The 18,976-nt window shown below is 62.2% G+C and carries 16 protein-coding genes; 9 read left to right on the top strand and 7 right to left on the bottom strand.

Features of this window, described 5'->3' with window-relative positions; all coding sequences use genetic code 11:
• The first annotated feature begins 67 nt into the window (after positions 1–67).
• Genes WA967_RS03340 through WA967_RS03325 form a run of 4 tightly spaced genes read left to right on the top strand, consistent with a single transcriptional unit; the run spans position 68 to position 4,428 of the window.
• Positions 68–2,335, top strand: coding sequence for a hypothetical protein (locus WA967_RS03340; RefSeq protein WP_424419479.1), 2,268 nt, complete (start codon positions 68–70; stop codon positions 2,333–2,335).
• Between the two features lie 34 nt (positions 2,336–2,369).
• Entirely contained in the window at positions 2,370–3,116 is a 747-nt protein-coding gene (locus WA967_RS03335) for a glycosyltransferase family 2 protein (protein ID WP_424419478.1), read from the top strand.
• On the top strand, positions 3,113–3,505 hold the full coding sequence (locus WA967_RS03330) for a DUF2304 domain-containing protein (RefSeq protein ID WP_424419477.1): 393 nt from the start codon (positions 3,113–3,115) through the stop codon (positions 3,503–3,505). The genes WA967_RS03335 and WA967_RS03330 overlap by 4 nt, the downstream gene beginning before the upstream one ends.
• A complete protein-coding gene (locus WA967_RS03325) occupies positions 3,502–4,428 on the top strand; it encodes a glycosyltransferase (RefSeq protein ID WP_424419476.1) in 927 nt (308 codons plus the stop codon). Before WA967_RS03330 ends, WA967_RS03325 begins: the two co-directional genes overlap by 4 nt.
• Before the next feature lies 1 nt (position 4,429).
• On the opposite strand, the gene WA967_RS03320 is transcribed toward WA967_RS03325, so the two are convergent.
• A complete protein-coding gene (locus WA967_RS03320; protein WP_424419475.1) occupies positions 4,430–5,662 on the bottom strand; it encodes a lipopolysaccharide biosynthesis protein in 1,233 nt (410 codons plus the stop codon).
• Between the two features lie 42 nt (positions 5,663–5,704).
• On the opposite strand from WA967_RS03320, the gene WA967_RS03315 reads away from it, so the two are divergent.
• Positions 5,705–6,460 (top strand): glycosyltransferase, encoded by a 756-nt coding sequence (locus WA967_RS03315; protein WP_424419474.1) that lies wholly within the window; start codon positions 5,705–5,707, stop codon positions 6,458–6,460.
• A 31-nt stretch (positions 6,461–6,491) separates the two neighbouring features.
• Here the strand turns inward: WA967_RS03315 and WA967_RS03310 are convergent, their stop codons facing one another.
• From WA967_RS03310 to WA967_RS03290, 5 genes are all read right to left on the bottom strand, one after another.
• On the bottom strand, positions 6,492–7,751 hold the full coding sequence (locus tag WA967_RS03310; protein WP_424419473.1) for a GmrSD restriction endonuclease domain-containing protein: 1,260 nt from the start codon (positions 7,749–7,751) through the stop codon (positions 6,492–6,494).
• 226 nt (positions 7,752–7,977) lie between these two features.
• Positions 7,978–8,868, bottom strand: coding sequence for a glycosyltransferase (locus WA967_RS03305; RefSeq protein WP_424419472.1), 891 nt, complete (start codon positions 8,866–8,868; stop codon positions 7,978–7,980).
• Entirely contained in the window at positions 8,868–10,802 is a 1,935-nt protein-coding gene (locus WA967_RS03300) for a DUF6541 family protein (RefSeq protein ID WP_424419471.1), read from the bottom strand. The genes WA967_RS03305 and WA967_RS03300 overlap by 1 nt, the downstream gene beginning before the upstream one ends.
• Complete coding sequence (locus WA967_RS03295) at positions 10,799–11,698, bottom strand: glycosyltransferase family 2 protein (protein ID WP_424419470.1); 900 nt, start codon at positions 11,696–11,698, stop codon at positions 10,799–10,801. Before WA967_RS03295 ends, WA967_RS03300 begins: the two co-directional genes overlap by 4 nt.
• Positions 11,692–13,374 (bottom strand): glycosyltransferase, encoded by a 1,683-nt coding sequence (locus tag WA967_RS03290; RefSeq protein ID WP_424419469.1) that lies wholly within the window; start codon positions 13,372–13,374, stop codon positions 11,692–11,694. Before WA967_RS03290 ends, WA967_RS03295 begins: the two co-directional genes overlap by 7 nt.
• Positions 13,375–13,623: 249 nt before the next feature.
• On the opposite strand from WA967_RS03290, the gene WA967_RS03285 reads away from it, so the two are divergent.
• On the top strand, positions 13,624–14,433 hold the full coding sequence (locus WA967_RS03285) for an ABC transporter permease (RefSeq protein WP_424419468.1): 810 nt from the start codon (positions 13,624–13,626) through the stop codon (positions 14,431–14,433).
• Positions 14,417–15,160: an ABC transporter ATP-binding protein gene (locus tag WA967_RS03280; RefSeq protein WP_424419467.1), complete on the top strand. Its 744-nt coding sequence runs from the start codon at positions 14,417–14,419 to the stop codon at positions 15,158–15,160. Before WA967_RS03285 ends, WA967_RS03280 begins: the two co-directional genes overlap by 17 nt.
• A 66-nt stretch (positions 15,161–15,226) precedes the next feature.
• Here the strand turns inward: WA967_RS03280 and WA967_RS03275 are convergent, their stop codons facing one another.
• Complete coding sequence (locus WA967_RS03275) at positions 15,227–16,300, bottom strand: glycosyltransferase (protein ID WP_424419466.1); 1,074 nt, start codon at positions 16,298–16,300, stop codon at positions 15,227–15,229.
• A gap of 98 nt (positions 16,301–16,398) precedes the next feature.
• Here WA967_RS03275 and WA967_RS03270 point away from each other — a divergent pair, with 98 nt between their 5' ends.
• Positions 16,399–18,177: a DUF4012 domain-containing protein gene (locus tag WA967_RS03270; protein WP_424419465.1), complete on the top strand. Its 1,779-nt coding sequence runs from the start codon at positions 16,399–16,401 to the stop codon at positions 18,175–18,177.
• A gap of 140 nt (positions 18,178–18,317) precedes the next feature.
• Entirely contained in the window at positions 18,318–18,872 is a 555-nt protein-coding gene (locus WA967_RS03265) for a hypothetical protein (RefSeq protein ID WP_424419464.1), read from the top strand.
• The last annotated feature ends 104 nt before the right edge of the window (positions 18,873–18,976 follow it).

Here is an 18,976-nt window from a genome sequence, read left to right as displayed (position 1 = left end):
CCGCGTCGGCGCGATCGATCCGCCCAGCTTGCAGGAATTCCGACTCGAAATGAGTCAGACTACTAGGGTGCTCCCCAACACACTACGTGCCAGCCGCTGGACCACTCCCCTGCTCGCTCTGGCGATCACCATTGGAGTGGCTGTCGCGACGGTTTCTCCCACAGCCGCAACCGCAACCGCAACCACGCAGCCCTCGTCCAGCGCCACCTCAGCAGTGCTTTCGTCTTCCCTTACGCGAGTTGATCAAAGCATTGTGAAAGCGGCAGATCTCTCGCTGTTTCGTCCCGGCAACATCATCTCGGATACGACATTCTTCAACTCCGGAACGATGACGGCGGCACAGATTGACGCGTTCTTCCGTAGCAAGGTGACCACGTGCCAGTCCGGCTACGTCTGTCTGAAGGACTACCGGCAGAACACTCCCAACCGTGGCGCAGACCAGTACTGCAACGGATACAGCGGTGCGGCGAACGAGTCCGCAGCGAGCATTATCTACAAAGTCGCGCAGTCGTGCGGAATAAATCCACAGGTATTCATCGTCATGCTCCAGAAGGAGCAAGGTCTCGTCACGCACACATGGCCAAGTTCCTGGCGCTATGACAAAGCACTGGGACAAGGCTGCCCGGACACCGCGCCATGCGATCCGGCGTACGCAGGCTTCTTCTACCAGGTCTATGGTGCCGGCAGGCAGATGAAGATCTATACCGAGGGTCGATGGTTCACCTACTACGCCCCGGGTAAGACCTGGAACATCCTTTACAATCCGAACACGGCGTGTGGTACGGCACCGGTCTATGTCGAGAATAAGGCTACCGCTGCCCTGTACTACTACACGCCTTATCAGCCCAATCGCGCGGCGCTCAGTGCGGGGTACGGCGAAGGCGACGGATGCTCGTCATACGGAAACCGCAACTTCTACCAGTACTTCACGGACTGGTTTGGCAGCACTCAGTCCGGATCGCTGGTTCAAGGGAGTGGACGACCGGAGATCTATCTGCTGTCCGGCGGCTACAAGTACCACGTCGCGACGCTGGAGGACCTGACAACCCTGAGATCCGGCCTCGGCCCCGTCACAGCGGTCAGCGCGGCATATGTCGATGCCCTCCCGTCAGGCCAGGATATTGAACGATATGTTCACGACCCACGCACCGGGACGCTCTACCTCCTCGAACCCGATGGGACGAAGCACCGCTTTACGAGTAGTGAGCAGATCAATGCATACGGGTATACGTTCTCCTCATACGTGAATCTTGATCCCGGGCTCGCCGACAGATTCGCAACGGGTGCTGAGGTTACTGACTTCTTCCGCCCCTGGAACTCGGGCGATGTCTACCTATATGAAGGTGGCCAGAAGCGGCATATTGCGACGACCGCGACTTGGGTGAGCGTTTCTGCAGGAACCTCGGGTTTCATCGCAACAATGAGTCCCACGGCGGCAGCCGCGTTGCCAATGGGACCAGTGAGTATTCTCCCGAATAGCCTGGTTCGGGCATCATCATCCGGTGACGTGATGCTCGTTCTGCCAAGTGGTGCAATGTTGCGGATCCCGAGCTTCGCCCTCGCGAAGGAGTTCGGCGCGACACGCTACTCAGTGCTCTCCGATGCGTCGTTGTCTGCAAACCCCGTCATGAAGGGCGTCTCCCTGACGCCGATAGTGCTCTGCGACGGAAAACCTTTCCTTGCCGTCGGCGGCTCGCTCCAGGGGGTTGACGGCTCAGACTACGGGGGCATCAGTCCAACGAGTCTTTCAGTACAGGACTGCGCGGCGTTTGCCAAGGGAACTCAGACCTTCAGCTCGCCGATATTCGTGCAGGCGGCCGGGCATCCCGAGATCTACGCGCTTGATGGCGGCTTGTTGCGCCATGCCCGGACCCAGGCCATCCTCCAGCACCTCAACGCTTCCCGACCGTTGAAGATCGCGACTTGGAGCGCGGACACCGTCAAGGCGGTCGGCGTGGGCGCCCCTTACCTTGAGGAAGGCGTGTTCGTCCAGTTCTCCGGACTCCCTGAGGTGTATCGATACGCGTCCAACCAGTTGCATCATGTCCGGGACTTTGCGACTCTGCTCTCGCTGAACGGTGGACGACTCCCCGCCATCCTGGCAATTCCCCAGAGCGGCCTGTCTGCGTACACGGTCGGGGCGCCGATCATCGGGCAGGGGACCTTTGTTCAGTTCGCGGGCCTTCCAGAGGTGTACCAGTTCTCGAACTCTCAACTACATCATGTGGTGTCCCGTGAGACTCTCCTCCGCTTGGGCGGTGGCCGAGTGCCCGCCATCGGGGTGATCGCAGCAACCTACAAGTCCGCTTACACTATGGGGGCGCCGATCCCGTGACACTGACTGCTGAACATCGCGCAACCGGAGAAGAATGAACGCAAGTGAAGATCGCGTGCTCGTTATCGTGCCCGCGTGGAATGAGGCGCGGAACGTTGGCAATACGATCAGGGAGATCAGAGCGGCAGACGCCGCATACGATGTACTCGTGATCGACGACGGTTCCAGCGACGGGACGGCAAGTGTCGCGCACGATGCTGGCGCAATGGTTGTCATGCTTCCCTTCAATCTCGGAGTCGGAGGCGCAATGCGCACCGGCTTCACCTACGCTCAACGGGCCGGATACACTCGTGCGATCCAGGTGGATGCTGATGGTCAGCACAACCCGCTCGATATCGCCCGCGTCGTTCAAGGCCTGAAATCAGCTGATATCTCTATCGGCGCACGATTCGCAAAGGTCGGCGACTACAGCGTGCGCGGACCTCGAAAGTGGGCGATGCTCTTTCTGGCCCGTACAGTCTCGCGGGTCGCGAGAACCCAGCTCACCGATGTGACGAGCGGGTTCCGAGCCGCTAACAAGCGAGCAATAGACCAGTATGTCGATTACTACCCGGCCGAGTACCTCGGCGACACCATCGACTCGCTGGTAGCAGCGTGCAACGCAGGACTGACAGTGACCCAGGTCCCAGTAGCGATGCGGCCGCGCGTCCATGGAAATCCGAGTCAGGGCGCATTCGGCGCATCCGTCTACCTACTTCGTTCCGTCTTCGCACTCGCGCTGGCAATGATTCGTGGATCGATCGCCCGACCAGCCTCGCGATCAAGGGAGCCCAAGCCGTGATCATCATTGCCGGTATCGCGATCTCAATCATCATCCTTGTTCTTGTTTTCTGGCTTCTGATCGCACGGCGAATTCGTGAAAAGTATGCTGTACTTTGGATCGTTATCGCGCTCTGTGTGCTTGTGCTTGGACTTTTTCCTCAATTGTTGCTCTGGGCGACTGCAGTGCTGGGAGTCCAGATCCCCGCAAATCTGCTTTTCGCACTGGCCATCGTGCTTCTGCTCGGCGTGTCCCTCCATCTCTCATGGGAACTCTCTCAAGCTGAAGACGAGGTACGTAGAGTGGCCGAAGAGGTAGCGCTCTCCCGAACTCAGATTGATCTACTGATTCGGCGCATGAACGATCTCGAGAGAGCCTCAGGTGACGATGACGATCCAGAGTTCACATGACTCACGAAGCCCGTATAACTGCCGTCGTAACGATCTACCGCCCGATGGAAGTACCACCCTTGCTTGAACAGCTCAGATCACAGGTCGATGAGATCGTGATCGTGGACGATGGAAGCGGTTCGGAGTTCGCGGCTCTGCATGATCAGATCCGCAGGACAGGCGCTACTCTGCTCATCCTGGAACGAAATTCAGGTATCGCGGCGGCTCTGAACGTAGGCATCAACCATGCCCGATCAGGGAACGCTGACGCTGTCGTGACTTTCGATCAAGACTCCGAGGTCGGCTCGACCTTTGTTTCGGACTTGCTCGCGGCACGCTCATATGCGATTTCGCAAGGCGCACCTGCTGGCCCCGTCGTACCTGCACTCTTCGGTCACGTATCACAGGCCGGCAGACAGACACGCTCTGGAGTCGTAGTCGCAGCTCATGCGATCCAGTCGGGCATGCTTATCACACAGGATGTTCTTGCCGCTGTCGGGTTGATGGATGAGTCGCTCTTCATCGATCTCGTAGACACCGACTTTGAGTTGAGGTGCGATGACGCGGGGTTCCCCTGCATCATCGCACCAGGACTCCGACTCGCTCATAACCTCGGCGCGCGATATCGCGTAAAGGGTTTGTTAGGTCGCCTACTCCCTCCCCTGACTCTCAGCACCCCATTCCGCTATTACTATCGTGCGCGCAACCGGATCATCGTCAATCGCCGCAATCCGAAATACCGATCACGATTGCGTGCGGAACGACTCGCTGACTCCGCATACTTTTGTATCGCAGTCCTCCTTGCGCGCCCACGACGATCGATGTGGGCGCTGATTCGCGGAGGAATCCGGGACGGGCGAGCCGGCGTCGATGGAAGAATGCCTGCCGACCTGCAAGCCCTTGCCTCCGACATAAGTTGGCGGGCGACGTCAGTCACGAGTTGACCTACTCTCGCGTCTGAGCGCCTCCCAATCTGCGGTATGCCATGACTGCAGGAACAACCAGGACCAGGAGTGCCGATGTCTCAGACGAGACGACTCCAAGCGCCACCACTTCAGCCGACCGTGAAAGCGCGCCAAGGATCATGATCGTCACACCGATGACAGCGGCAACTACTGTCGATCCCAGGACGACACTAATGCGCCCGGCGGGGATTAGCAGGTTGCGGATGAGCGGCGTCGCTGTTGAGATGCACACAAACGCAATGCCGAAAAGTGCAGACGGGATCGGTGCTGCTGCGACGTCTGCACCGAACACAACCGCAGTCGCCCAAGGTCCCAGCATCGCAATCGCGGCGCCTCCCACGAGGCCAACAAGCATGTGCACCAGAACCGCAAACCTCTGTCGTGCTCTCGCGTCAGCCGCCTCAGGGTCAAGCGTCCAGGCCTGCAGGGCGTTTCCAACCGCCACTACCAAAAGCGTTCCGATCCTATACGCGCGATCAGCCGACGCAAACGCGCTCGCATCCACCGAATTGAGTCCCGCCGTTGCAATCGGGATCGAAGTCGACCCGTATGCATTTCCCGTCGCGTCAATAGCCGCCGTCCCCGCTAGCTGTCGCAAAACTGCCGCAAGTCGCCCTGGCGTTTGACCATCGCGCCACCGGGAATGCGCATAGAGCCAAGCATGCACTGCGTATGCAGGCACTGTGAGGGCGAACAGGAAGATGGGATAGGAGAGCACGTTCCCCCATACGAGCAGAAACGGCAGGGATAATATCGCAGCGACGACCTTGGGCGCGGCATCAAAGATCATGAGCCCCCTGGCGTCCCCCCGCCCGATGCAGAACCACGCGGGTGTGAGCCCGCCGGCGGCCATCGCAACAGCAATCGCAACGGTTTCCGCTCGATATGAGGTTCCCGAGATCAGATATGCGGCAGCTCCGGCAGCTGGGAGTGCGATGCAAGCCAGAGCGAGACGGGATCGCAGACTGTCATGCAAGATGATCGCGCGCTCCCGATCCGTCGAGCTGCGTGCCACGCGTACAGGCCCGAGGATCCCCCATCCGAACATCACGGCAACCATGCCGAGAACCCCGATTGACTGCCCCGCCGAGAAGTTCGCCCAGCCGTCGGCACCAACGATCCGGGAGATGACGGGAAGTAGGATGAATGGAGCCAGGGCCGAGATGACCGGCGCACTCGTGAATCCCACGAGCCTGAGCATGAGTGAACGCATCCTTGCCAGTCTATTCACCCCATAGTCCAGAAGGCACACCCCATGACCGACGCAGACCGTGTAAGCGTATGCATGGCGACCTACAACGGCGAGAAGTACATAGACGCGCAACTCCAATCGATCCTGCAGGAGCTTGACGACTCTGACGAGGTTGTGATCGTTGATGACGCAAGCACTGACGGCACTCTCGCGGCCATAGCGAAATTCAACGATCCGCGGATCCGCGTCATCAGCCAGACAGAGAATCGGGGATACGTCCGAACCTTCGAAACCGCGATCCGCGCCGCGACGAACAGCGTCCTGTTCTTGTCAGATCAGGATGACGAATGGGTTCCGGGGCGAAGAGTCGCGCTATTGGAGGGGCTTCAGAATCGGCGCATCGTGGCAGGGGACTTGGTTCTCCTGGGCGACGATGCTCCGTTGACCTCGCCTCTCACCCGACGCCCTTGGCGTCTTGCAACGCTCCCAGAGGGCGGGAGCATCGGTAACGAGTTGAGAATCCTCGCAGGCAACGCACCGTACTACGGGTGCGCGATGGCGATCCGCAGGAACGCCCTCGCGCTGATCCTGCCGTTTCCCCAATTCCTCACCGAGTCCCACGATCTCTGGATCGCCACGGTTGGTAACGTCGCACGGACCATGGGTCACGTGCAGCATCCCGTGGTGCGCCGTCGGCTGCACGAGGCAAACACTTCCCCGCAGCGACCGCGCGGAATCCTGATGGTAGTTCGGTCCCGGGTTATGCTGATTCGCGCATGGGCTGAAGCCCGGCGGCGCGTACGGCTCGCACGGCGCTGAAAGTGACTTAGCCTCGATCTCAGGAAAAACGCTATCGCGGAGGAGCCCCGACCAAGTTCTCACAGGGAATGCCATTGTTGTCGCCGTCCAGCTTGGCAATATCCCCGTAGTACGGGAAATAGGTATCGAACCACACTTTCGCCTCAGAATACGTGGCGAAGTCGCCACAGTTCTTTGTGTCTCCTGGATTGGCAGGCACCGTCGGTTGTGCTGGAGCTGGTGAGGTCGGTACTCCCGCCGCAGGAACACGGAAGTTGTCACCTTCGTAGGTCCACGTCCTCCACCATCTGGCCAATACCCCGTCCCTTTCAGCAGCGTCAGCCGTGTAGAAGTGGTGGCGTGCTGTTTCGGACCAGAAGCGAGCAACGGACACTGTGTCAGTCTGTGTGGAGTTCGCGGGGTACACATAGTAGGCGATGCCCTCATAACTCCAGATTCCTGGCCATCGCGCAATCACCGCATCGCGCTCTGATTGCTGCGCCGTATAGAAGTGGCCGGCATACTGGTCGCTCCAGAAGCGGTAGAGAGGGACAGTCCCTGCCACCTGCGTCGCGTACGCAGTGTAGCGCTGACCCTCATACGTCCATATGTTTGGCCAACGGGCCAGGATCTGATCACGCTCGTGCGCATCTGTCGTGAAGAAGTGTCCTTGATAAACCGGACTCCAGAAGCGATAGACAGGCACTGCATCGGGGAGTGGCGGGCTGGGAGGCTGTCCATTCAACGGTTTGTCCGGCAACCACGTCTTAAGCTGGCCGTCGCACCCTGCTAGAACGTCAAGGATCGCAGACTTCTCTGCGGAGTCGACCGAAAGATTCCATCGCCATTTCACCGCGGTCCATTCGGCCACGTACCGGCACCTGACTAACAGGTAGGAAGGCAACCATGACGCCGGGTCCTTGTCAGCCTTCGCCGAGTTCACGGACGCAGTGACCATGTTCAAGGTGCGATAGTCATCAAGATCATTGGCATAGTCCTGGCGCTGGGCGTCAGTCCATGACCAGGCGCCCGACACCCAGGCTTCCTTGAGTGCAACGAGGTGGTCCATCTCCACAGCCGCAGAGTCCACATGCAACACATTGTCATAGTAGGAGAGCCATTGGCCGGTCGTCACCGTGCAAGGCGGGTCTACGACCGGATCAAGCTGAGACTCTTCCAGGAGCACCTCCTGTCGAGTACGGCATCCATCTGCATCAGCGTCTTGCCCCTCGAAAAAGAGATCTCGGACATACGGCACGGTCGCAGGAGCCTCGACCCGAAGTTGCTCAACGAGCGTCGACACGAGCACCATCTCCGAAGAATGCGCGGACGCGGCCGACGCTGGTACGGGCAAGCCTATTCCGACGATCGCAAGCGTAGCGACCGTCGCCGCACTGCAGACGCGAACATGCGCCCGCGTTCTCAATGCCCGTCTTCCCTTGAGGTGCATGCGCTCAGATTACACACATTGGAATAAATCTAGAGATGGCCAGCGACACGAAGGCGGATGATCGCCGATCGGGCACGGCGCCCGTGGTTCACCGCATGGAGAAAATGTGCGCGAGCGTCGAACCGACTCCCTCGCGGCTAGGAGAACCCAATACTGTCGGGAGCGTAGCCAAGCCGTGAAAACGCGACATCATCCGCCCTCGAGCTGCACGCGCAGTACGGCGCCACCCCTTCGCAATCGCGATCTCACGCGCCTGCTGAAAGTACAAGCGGTCATCCCGGAACCTCGACCCATCGAGCAGCGTCCGCTGCGAGGCGCTCCCACTGTGACGGCGATAGAGGAATGCCTTGTCGGGATCATATGCGAGCACTCCGCCTCGAAAGGCGATATCCATGAGAAGTGCGAGGTCCAGGATGATCGGAAAATCATCCCTAAATCCGATGGCGCGCACTGTCTCTACACGAAGCGAAAGCGACGGCCAATAGAGCCAGTTCCCCCTAATCAGACTCGTTGCCATATCCTGACCGCGCAACGTTGTGATGTCCTTCTGGTGCGGGGCAAGAAGGCGTTGCTTAACCCGATCAGCAAGCGGAAGAACTCGTCTGCCTGTCTGGTCGATGACATCCACGCCCGGCTGGATGACATCCGCCTCCGGCACAGAGTGGGCGATCTGTCGAACCAGCGCCACATAATTCGGCATCAGCAGGTCGTCGCTACCGAGGATCGTGATACGTGCAGCGGTCGCACGCCGAACGCACTCCCGAAAATTCTCAGTGATACCGAGATTGTGATCGTTGCGGATGTATCTTATCCTCCTATCCTGCTCCATCGCGAAGTACGCGGCCACAGATTCATCCGGGTAGCAATCATCGATGATCGTAAGCCGCCAATCAGGATCAGTCTGCCCGCGAACGGAATCGACCGTCTCATAAAGTTGCTGCGGATCGCCCCAGAACGGCAAGAATATCTCGTACATCATCAGCCGAGTCCACAAGATTCGATCTTGTACAGTTTCGCATCACCGTGCCTATCGATCAGGCGCACGTAGGGTGAATTATCCAGACCTTCAAGGCCGGAGTAGTCGTCGTGGTTTTCCTGGAAATCGCCGTCTGCACTGAAATCCAGAACGAACTTGACGTTCGTCGCCCTCAATGCGGAGCATACCTTCGCAGAATCTCCTCCAGTGGCAAGCTCAGTGTTGATGGTCTTTGCGTCCGGCGTCAGGTCCATGAGTAGATGTGGCATCAGAACACGTCGACCACTGACACCATAAGCAAATGAGGCCCCAGTCCACGGGTCACCGGCAATCACCGCATCTTTCGGGACGAGCTTGTCGATATCATTCATCACTGCGAGTTCATCCGGCGAGATGATTGGCCCGCCAGGACGCAATTCATAGGTGAACTCGACGTCAGCTGCGGCCTGGCGCATTGCTGGCCCCTGAGTCAGTCCGATGAGTGCGCCGACTCCGACGACGGCGACAGACACGAGAACAGGACGCGCCAGAGGTCTCACGCGAGGTACGACGCGCAACACCCAACGCACGAACACCTGTCCCCCCAATGCTGCGAGAGGCAGGACAGAGATAACCCAGATCGAAGCCAGCCTCGGCGCGTTGTTGTACCAGGGCGCCGTGAGCCAATATCGCAGTATCTCATACGGGGAGGAGGCAACCACAACATACAACGCCGAACCAATGACTGCCGTAGCCAGAACGGCCCACCGGATGAACCCACCTCTGCGGACGACACCATACGTGCCGACTATGAGCAGCGCAGAGATGGCAAAAGACGGCGGGTACAGATAGACGGAAGCGGAGACGATCTCACCAACGGCGCTCGGAACCTTCTCGATTACGGGCCAGTAGATCTGACTCCCCGGCGGACGCACGACTCGGAGAATGACGACACCCACGACGACGTACGCGATAAGAAAGATGAGAGGAACGACTCTCGCCCCCGCGCGATCCGCTCGTTTAAATGCGACAACGATCCGACCAATCACCGCCGGGACGCTCAGTGCAATGACCGCCATGAGCGCTCCCGGGTGTGCAATGCTAACACCCGGAATCGCCAATAGAATAAGGAGACCCCAATCGAGCCGCCTGCGCACGATTCCCGGATACAAAATCATCCAGACACCAGCCAGAAGCACCGGGGAGAGCGCGAGTCCGAGAAACAACGGGTACAGCACTCCGTAGTGCAGGGGCAGCAACGGAAATGCTGGAAACGCTGCGCAGAGCACGCCCGCAACGATCGTGAGTGCCTTGCCGCGTCCGAGAATCGTGCGCGCCAGAAACACTGCGCCAATCGGCCATACGACAGCGGCGATGATGAAGATCATCGCATTCGCTGCGACCGCGACAGATGCGTCCGACTGAGTCACCACAAGCGCGGCAATAGCATGCCAGGCAGATGGATAGAAGGGCACACCCTTGGGGGAAGTCATACTTCCCACCCAGAATGGCGACGCGTTTCCAGTGTCGATCACATACTGCACCGCGTTGAGGTGGAAGAAATTATCATAGCGCTGCGAGAAGTATGCCGGATCATGCATACTACGTACGAGGATGAAGCTCAGAATAACCGCTGGAATCACAATGGCAATAGCCAGCGGAATGCTGTCGCGCCTAGCCGTTTTCGGCTGGCCCGTTCGAGTCCCGACGAACTTCGCCCACGCCCAACCTGCTGCGGTGGAGACCACAGTGAGCATCACCACAGGAAGCAGGCCCCACCGAATCCCGACGATGGGTGCAACCACAGCACTTACGGCCACGAGAGAGACGCTGATCGCGGGCGAGAATGCAATCAGCCGGAATCCGCGTAGACGCAATGAAAAGCCGACCAGGACCCCTGGCACAAACAGAATCGCGGCACCGACCAGCAGTGCAGGGAAGATCGCAGCCCAGGTCATCGATTCGCCTCAGGGTACTTCAGCTTCGGGTTGAACGTGATGCCCTTGAGCCATCGGCCCATCATCTTGGCACGCAGGCCCAGCGACACGCGCCCGCGGTGCAGGCTGACGAACAGCCGCGCGCCGAACTCCAGGAAGTACAGGAAGCCGTGGTGGTGGAGCTGCCAGGATGCCTCGTTCCGGACGCCGTACGCGAACTTCCAGTAGTTCTGACGGTTCACCATCGAGAAGTTGACACCCTTGTTGTCGCCCATGTCGTGTACGACGACGCTGTCCAGCACCTGCACGCCGGGGCAGCGCCGGGTCAGACGCAGTGTGTACTCGCGGTCGTCGAACCAGATGAAGTACTCAGAGTAGGGCAGGCCATACTCTGCGATGGCCCAGCGCGGGATGAGTACCGACACGAAGGAGCAGGTGGTCACCATGACGTTCTGCTGGCCCTTGACGAGCAGGCGCCCCCAGTCCCAGGTGGGCACGGGGTTGTTCATCTCGCAGATGCCACCGTCTGTGAACTTCACGACCGAACAGGCGAAGGGGACTTCGTCGCCGAGTTCGGCGACCGACTCATCGAATCCGCGGACCAGCGTCGCCAGCGCGTCGGGCTGCGGGTAGCAGTCGTCGTCCATGATCCAGACATGATCTGCGCCGGAGGCGTAACCACGCTTCATGCCCTCGGAGAACCCCCCAGCTCCGCCGAGGTTCTCCGGCATGGTCACGATCTCGAGCAGGACCTTCGTCTCCAGCGATGCGAGGTAGTCAGCCGTTCCATCGGTCGATGCATTGTCGATGATGAAGAGCGTCGAGACTGCATGCGTCTGCGCCTCGATGGACGAGATGACTGTCTTGAGTTTCTCCAGTCGATTGAACGTCACGACGACGCCGGCAACGGTCACCATTCGCGGATCTCCTTCGCGAACCACTCGGTCGCACTCGTATTGGCCAACAGCTTCTTCTCGCTCTTCCTCTCGCGGCGCCAGAGCGCCTCGCGAGCAGCCTCGTCATCGGCCAGGTTGACAACCCGATCCGCCAGATGGCGGACCGCCCTGTGGACGTCACGTGGGACCAGTGCATAGTCAGGTATGACGTCGGCTTGCGCACCGACATCGGTCGACAGCACGGGAACACCCTCCGTGATCGCTTCCAGCGTAGTGAGAGTCAGTCCCTCGTTGTGAGACGAGACGACGAGTACGTGAGAATCCCCGAGGGTCTGCGGCACCGGAACCTTGGACGTACGGCGCTCGATCAGGCCGGTCATGCCCATCCCCTCGATGACATCATCAAGCCAGCTGGACAGTTCTCCATCACCATGCATGACGAATCTCACATCATCGCGCTTGGCTCGAATGCGCCGTGCCATCGCGACGAACACCTCTGGCGCCTTCTGGCGTGCGATCCTGCCCACAAACGCCACTGTGAATGGCTCATCTGCCCCTCTGCCGCGGAACCGCGCATCCTTGGGCTTGATGGTCAACCCGCCCAGGGGAGCCATCACCACCTTCTCCGCCGGTACGCCCTGAACATCCGTCATCCAGCGCGCCAGACTCGGAGAGATGACGTGATGCTTCGTGATGCTCTCTGTCACTCTGACACTGCTCAACGGGTATCCGCCGCCACGGTATTCGACGATGTGGGTGGAATCCACGATGGGGACGCCTGGTCGTGAGCGAACGATCCAGGCGAGCCTGTCGTACAGCCACTGATTGTGGTGCACCACCACGCCGCGAATGTCGAAGGTGCGCAGGATGCTTCGCAGAAGCTGTTCCACACCAAGCGACTGGGAGTCCACGGTGGCCTCTGAGAAGGGGATCACCAGTGCGCCGTCCAGCTCCGCGCGAGTGACCCACGGATGCTGTGACTCGCGGTTCGAGAGCACGATCGGCAGGAATCCCGCTTCCTTGATGAGGCGGATGGTCTCGAACGCCCACCGCTCTGCTCCACCGAGTTCGAACCAGTGCACGCCGACGAGCACGGCGCGTGGCGCACCCGCCGGCGCAGGAGGGACAGTCACCAACTCGGCCCCGGGCTGTGCAAGCGGACCGCTGAGCTCATCCTGATACCGCTGTCGCTCAGCAGGCGTCGACAACCGAGTCACATCGCCCAGCATCGCGAGATCGCGCGCTTCGTCGTACCAGAGCGGAGTCTTCGACTTCACCCTCCGGGCGAGACGCCCGACGAGATCGGTGCGTACGGGCCTGATGGGATCGTGTGCGAGCACGGCATCAGGAGAGATGTGCAGATGGCGTGAGCTGCGCTCGATCAGCGCTTGAGCTGCGGTCTCCCCTGGCCCGATAGCGCGTCCCTCGGCCTCGACCAGACTGCGGATGCCGAACGTGCCGGTGCGCGTGCGGAATCCGCGAGACAGCCCCGAGAACGTCGAATCGTCTGTCGTACGCGGCAGCGTCTCGACCGATCCCTCGTAGAGGTGGACCTGGAGCTCACGTTCCGGCGCCATGAGCGCGTGGAAATTGAGAGCGCCCGTCAGCAGCCGCCGCTCCCGCTCTGTCATGTCATCCAGGATCGGAGCATCGATCTCGAAAACGACCGGGAGGCCATGCAGATGCTTGAGAGTCACGTAAAAGCTTTCCGGTGCAGAGATCTGGACACAACTCCGCTGATTGTACTTGGATGATTCTTCAGAATCCCTGGCAGCGCATGGCGCGCGCTCCCTGAGCGCGCGTTCACCACTCCGACCGCGCGGAGCTTCTAAGATGGCATCCGGCGCTCGTCAAGCCGACGAGCAGACGGAGGTACTGCCGCGGTGCCAGACACGCGCATGAAGGAAGACGACGCGAAGCTCGTCCCACCCGCTTCACAGCGAGGATTGACCGAGGTCGTTCGGCATCGATACCTGCTGTCGCTCCTCGTACGCAAAGAGGTGCAGATCCGTTATCGGGGCTCCGTGCTCGGATGGCTGTGGTCATACGTGAAGCCGCTGCTTCAGTTCGTGGTGTTCTACTTCGCCGTCGGTGTCTTCCTCGGGATGAACGGGCGCGTTCAGTACTTCCCGATCTACCTCCTCGCCGGTATCACCATCGTCACGTTCTTCAACGAGGCGTTCTCGAACGGCACACGTTCGCTCGTCGACAACTCAGCGTTGATCAAGAAGATCTACCTCCCGCGCGAGATGTTCCCGATCGCAAGCATGCTGGTCGCAGCAGTGAACGCTCTGCCGCAGATCCTTGTGGTCATGGTGATCGCGCTGTTCTTCGGCTGGCACCCCACTGTCCTCTCCATCGCGGCGATTCTCTTCGCTCTGGTGATGGTGGCGGTTCTCGCAAGTGGACTGAGCCTGCTCTTCGGTGCCATCAACGTCTCCTTCAGGGACGCGGAGAGCTTCGTCGAGATCATCGTCATGGTCGCCATCTGGGCCTCCCCCGTCATGTACGAATGGACCGCAGTCGCCAACGTCGTCCCCGCATGGATGTTCGACCTCTATCGCGTCAATCCGCTCACCTCCGCCGTTGAGCTCTTCCACTACGGCATCTGGTGGCCGCTGGGCCCTGACAACGCGACACCACAGCCGGGGCTGTGGATGTTCGCGGGCATCGCGTTCCTGATCACACTCGTGTTCCTGGCGTTCGGCCAGTTTGTCTTCCGCAGGCTGGAGGGCCGCTTTGCACAGGATCTCTGAGCCCCAGGCACTGCCGCGGATCGTCGTCAAGGAAGTCCGCAAGGAGTTCAAACTCCGCCACACGCACTCCATCAAGGAGACTGCGCTGGCAGCCGTCCGCAAGAAGCCTTTGACGACCCACTTCCGTGCACTGGATGGAGTCTCCTTCGAGATCGGCGAAGGCGAAGCTGTTGCTCTCCTGGGCTTCAACGGCTCAGGCAAGTCGACCATGCTCAAGCTGATATCGGGTGTGCTCACACCCGATACGGGAACCGTGCTCACGCGCGGACGGGTCGCAGGGCTCATCGAGGTCGGCGCAGGGTTCCACCCGGATCTATCCGGGCGAGAGAACATCTACCTCAACGCGGCCATTCTCGGGATGACCAAGAAGGAGATCGACGAGCGCTTCGACTCCATCGTCGAGTTCAGCGAGATCGAGAAGTTCATCGACACCGAGGTCAAGCATTATTCCTCGGGTATGTTCCTGCGGCTCGCGTTCTCCGTCGCCATCCACACCGAGGTGGACATCCTCCTGATCGACGAGATCCTGTCCGTCGGCGATGAGCCGTTCCAGAAGAAGTGCCTCGCACGCATCCGCGAGCTGCACAAGCAGGGCAAGACGCTCGTCGTCGTCAGCCACGATCTGAACATGATCTCCGACCTCTGCGAACGCGGTGTGCTCCTCCGCGACGGAAACGTCGCGTTCGACGGCCCCAGCAAGGACGCCGTGCAGCTCATGCGGGCCTGAGAGCGCGCCAGCACGCTCTCAGTGCACCGGAGAGTGCCCGTGCCCCGCCTGGCGATTCGCAGCCGCTCACAGATCGGCGTGCAGCGCCCACAGGCGCTCGGCGGAACTCGCCCACGAGAACGCCCGCGCGCGGTCCGATGCCAGCACCCTCAACCGCTTCTCCCCCGCGCCCAGCGCGTCGATGACGGCATCCGCAACATCCTGCACATCCACGACCGCACCGCCGTCGGCGATCACGTCGTGATGCACGCCGGAGGACACGGCGACCAGCGGCACCGAGAGCGTCATGGCCTCCACCGCCCGCCACGGCCACGCGGACTCGTCCGACGTCGCGACGAAGGCTGCCGCCCCGCCGAGCACGGCCGCACGGTCCTCCGCACCCAGCTCACCGCGCAGGTGCGCACGATGCTCCGGCAGTCCGGCCGCGGCGGCGGCATCCGCCAGCAGCGGCTCTCCGCCCGGAGCGACATCGAGCACCACGGCGTCCACCCCGGCGCGGGCGGCGGCCTGGAACCCCACCGCCAGCGATTCCGCATCGCCGGACAGCACGACGTAGCGCTCGGGAAGCTGCAACTCACCCCGCCGCGCGACCGCGTCGGCGGGCACGCGGAAGTCCTCCGGTGCGGCGCCGGCGATCACGCGGATGCGGTCGCGGAGTCGCGCGATCTCACCCAGCCGTCGCCCCATCGCATGCGAGGGGACGACCACGGCATCCGCGTGCTTCACGGCGCGCTTGAGCATGCCGCGCTGCCACGCGACGTTGGCCTTCGGCAGCGAGTCCGGTCGCTCCCACGCCCGCAGATCCCACAGCGAGATCGTGGTCTGGTCGCTGTCGTTGCTGCGATCATGGCGCACCAGCGGGGCCATCAGGCTCGGCGCGTGGATGAGCCCGCCCCCGACACCGGCGGTGATGCCCAGCTGCCAGGCGGCCGTCAGCTCGGCCCTCGCCAGCGGCAGGGTCTGCACGTCCTGCACGCCCTTCATCCGCAGCTCGGCGCCGCGCGGCACCAGCGCCGCCACTGCGCAGCCGCGGGGCGCCGTGGCGATCAGGCCGGCGGTCAGCGACAGTGCGGCGGCCGCCTGATCGGCATCCACGACCTGCGACGCCTGATCCAGCACCACCCGCAACTGCACACTCATGAGGCAAGCCTAAGTGCGCATCCCCGAGAACGCCCGAGGCGCGACCGCGCAAGGTCCGAGCCGGGCCGACGAACGTCGGTTCGTGCTTGAATGCTCCGGTGACCGATGACACCGCACCGCACACCCCCGCCTCACACCGCAGGCGGTGGATCGGGTGGTCCGTCACCGCCCTCGTGGTGCTCCTGCTGCTGTGCATCGGGTGGGTCGTCGTGCGCGGGCTCAGCGCCGTCACGAGCCTGCAGTCCGTGAAGACCTCGGCATCCCAGCTGCGCGCTGACGCGGCCGCCGGGGATCTCGGCTCCGCCACCGACGAGGCCCGCAGCCTCGCAAAGCACGCCGACTCGGCGCGCGGACTCACCTCCGACCCGATCTGGCGCGCTTTCGAGATCGTCCCCTGGCTCGGCTCCGATTTCACCGCGGTGCGCGAGGTCTCGCAGATCGCCGACGACATAGCGACAGACGGCGTCGCCCCACTGCTGGAGGCATCCGACGGGATCGACCTGAAGGGCTTCGGCCTGCACGACGGCGCCATCGACCTCGCCCCGTTCGCAAAGGCTCAGAAGCCTCTATCCGCCGCCGCGACGGCGTTCGCACGAGCCTCCGCCGACGCCGGCCGCATCGACACCGGAGCCTTGCTCCCCCCGCTGGCCGACGCCGTGTCCGAGCTCCGCAGTACCGTCGACGAGGCGAATGGGATCGTCGATGCGCTGCACGGTGCGACAGTGCTGATCCCGTCAATGCTGGGAGGCGACGGCCCCCGCACCTACGTCATCGCCATGCTCAACAACGCCGAGCTGCGGTCCGACGGCGGGATCGTCGGCGCCTTCGCCGCGGTGCGCGCCGACCACGGTTCGCTGAGCATCGTCGGCCAGGCATCCACAGCCGATTTCCCCGCCCTCTCCGACCCGCTTCCGCTGAGCGCCTCGACCGCCGCACTGTTCGGGGACGGCCCCGGCCGCTACATCCAGAACATCTCCAGCATCCCCGACTTCGCCGAAGCCGCACCGCTGCTCGCCACCCGCTGGCAGGACAGGTTCGGAACCCGCATCGACGGAGCCATGGCCATCGACACGGTCGTGGCCCAGCACCTGCTGCGCGTGACTGGTCCGCAGCAGGTGGGCCCGCTCCGACTCGACGCCGACAACGTGCTGCCCACCCTGCTCTCCGACGTGTACCGGCTCGTGCCCGATCCACGTGCTCAGGATGCCGTGTTCGCCGGCGTCGCCGGTCAGCTGTTCACCGCCGCGCTGCACAGCGAGGATCCCCGCGCACTCGTCACCCAGATGGCGGATGCCGCCGCGGAGAACCGCATTCGGCTGTGGAGCGCCCATGACGACGAGCAGCGCATCATCGCGGCATCCGCTCTGGGAGGTGCTCTCCCCCAAGACACGGCTGCGCATCCGCACGTGGGCGTGCTGATCAACGACACCACCGGCGGCAAGATGGACTACTACGCGAGGGCGAGCATCACCGTCGCCACCGGCGTGTGCCACGGCGACCCGACGACGCGCGTCAGCGTCACCTGGACCAGCACGGCACCGGCTGATGCCGCCTCGTCACTGCCCGAGTACGTCACCGGCGGCGGCTACTACGGCGTGGAGCCGGGCAGCATCGGCACGCGCATCGCCGTCTACGGCCCCGCAGGCGCCGCACCCACCCGCATCCGACGCGACGGAGTCGAGGAGAAGGTGCAGACCGCCGACCTCGACGGGAGAATCGCCATCCAGCACGAGGTCGTTCTGGCGCCCGGCGCCTCCAGCACCATCACCGTCGACTACACCGGCGAAGGCGCCGGCATCCGGTCGACCGACGTCGTGCACACGCCGATGGCATCCGATCCGAAGATCGAATCCGTAACACTCTCCTGCGCGTCGTGACATTCGGCTCCGGATGCGGTAGCTTTTGTCGTACTGGGGAATAGCGGGCTCATTGATTCTGCCGTGGGGGCAGAAGGGGTCCAGCATCCGAGGGCTGGGGAGTCATCGGATGTGATTCCGCATGGATTCTGGGGAGAATCATGCTGAACAAGAGAAAGACGGCTGCGCTCGGCCTTGCCGTTGCCGCACTCGTGCTGGCTGGTCCGACTGCCGCCTCCGCGGCGACCTACACCGACGGGCCCAACGTGTCCGTCGACCATCCCGGTATCGGTGTCTGCGAAGTGTCCTCCGTCATCTTCGGCGCGGGATTCTTCCAGGCGAACGAGCACGTCCCTGTCTCGATCTCCGGCGCGAACGCGACCGGCGCGAGCATCACGGACAACACCGCGCGCGCCGACGGCAGCATGGTGGCCTCGTTCCGACCGCCGGCCGATGGGCAGGGAGCCTACGAGCTGTCGTTCGGCGGATCGCGTCCGTATGTCGCCACGATCGTCGTGTCCCACGGTCACGACGCCGTCGCGAACTGCGACCACGACCCGAACGTCGCCGCACTGGCGTCCACGACCTCCGGCACCACGCTCGCCATCACCGGCGGCACGGTGTCCGGCTGGGCCATCGGAGGCGGCGCGCTCGCGCTGGCAGCCGGTGGTGCGCTCGTGGTCGTCGGCGCCAAGCGCCGCAGCCGGCAAGGCTGAGCGCCGCCTGAACCACCGGTGGTGGTGACACCTCCCCCTCGTGTCACCATCACCGGGCGGTCCGTCCGCATCCGGGTCCTGCGACCCGGATGCGGACTTCTCCA

The organism is Microbacterium sp. (genome assembly GCF_049650565.1).
In the GTDB taxonomy this organism is placed as follows: Bacteria; Actinomycetota; Actinomycetes; order Actinomycetales; family Microbacteriaceae; genus Microbacterium.
This window is presented reverse-complemented; position numbering and strand designations above follow the sequence as displayed.

Bases quoted from the DNA above. Each gene is read 5' to 3' on its own strand.
- WA967_RS03335 (WP_424419478.1), top strand. From the start codon at position 2,370: ATGAACGCAAGTGAAGATCGCGTGCTCGTTATCGTGCCCGCGTGGAAT.
- WA967_RS03325 (WP_424419476.1), top strand. From the start codon at position 3,502: ATGACTCACGAAGCCCGTATAACTGCCGTCGTAACGATCTACCGCCCG.
- WA967_RS03320 (WP_424419475.1), bottom strand. From the start codon at position 5,662: ATGCGTTCACTCATGCTCAGGCTCGTGGGATTCACGAGTGCGCCGGTC.
- WA967_RS03315 (WP_424419474.1), top strand. From the start codon at position 5,705: ATGACCGACGCAGACCGTGTAAGCGTATGCATGGCGACCTACAACGGC.
- WA967_RS03310 (WP_424419473.1), bottom strand. From the start codon at position 7,751: ATGGTGCTCGTGTCGACGCTCGTTGAGCAACTTCGGGTCGAGGCTCCT.
- WA967_RS03305 (WP_424419472.1), bottom strand. From the start codon at position 8,868: ATGATGTACGAGATATTCTTGCCGTTCTGGGGCGATCCGCAGCAACTT.
- WA967_RS03300 (WP_424419471.1), bottom strand. From the start codon at position 10,802: ATGACCTGGGCTGCGATCTTCCCTGCACTGCTGGTCGGTGCCGCGATT.
- WA967_RS03295 (WP_424419470.1), bottom strand. From the start codon at position 11,698: ATGGTGACCGTTGCCGGCGTCGTCGTGACGTTCAATCGACTGGAGAAA.
- WA967_RS03275 (WP_424419466.1), bottom strand. From the start codon at position 16,300: ATGAGTGTGCAGTTGCGGGTGGTGCTGGATCAGGCGTCGCAGGTCGTG.
- WA967_RS03265 (WP_424419464.1), top strand. From the start codon at position 18,318: ATGCTGAACAAGAGAAAGACGGCTGCGCTCGGCCTTGCCGTTGCCGCA.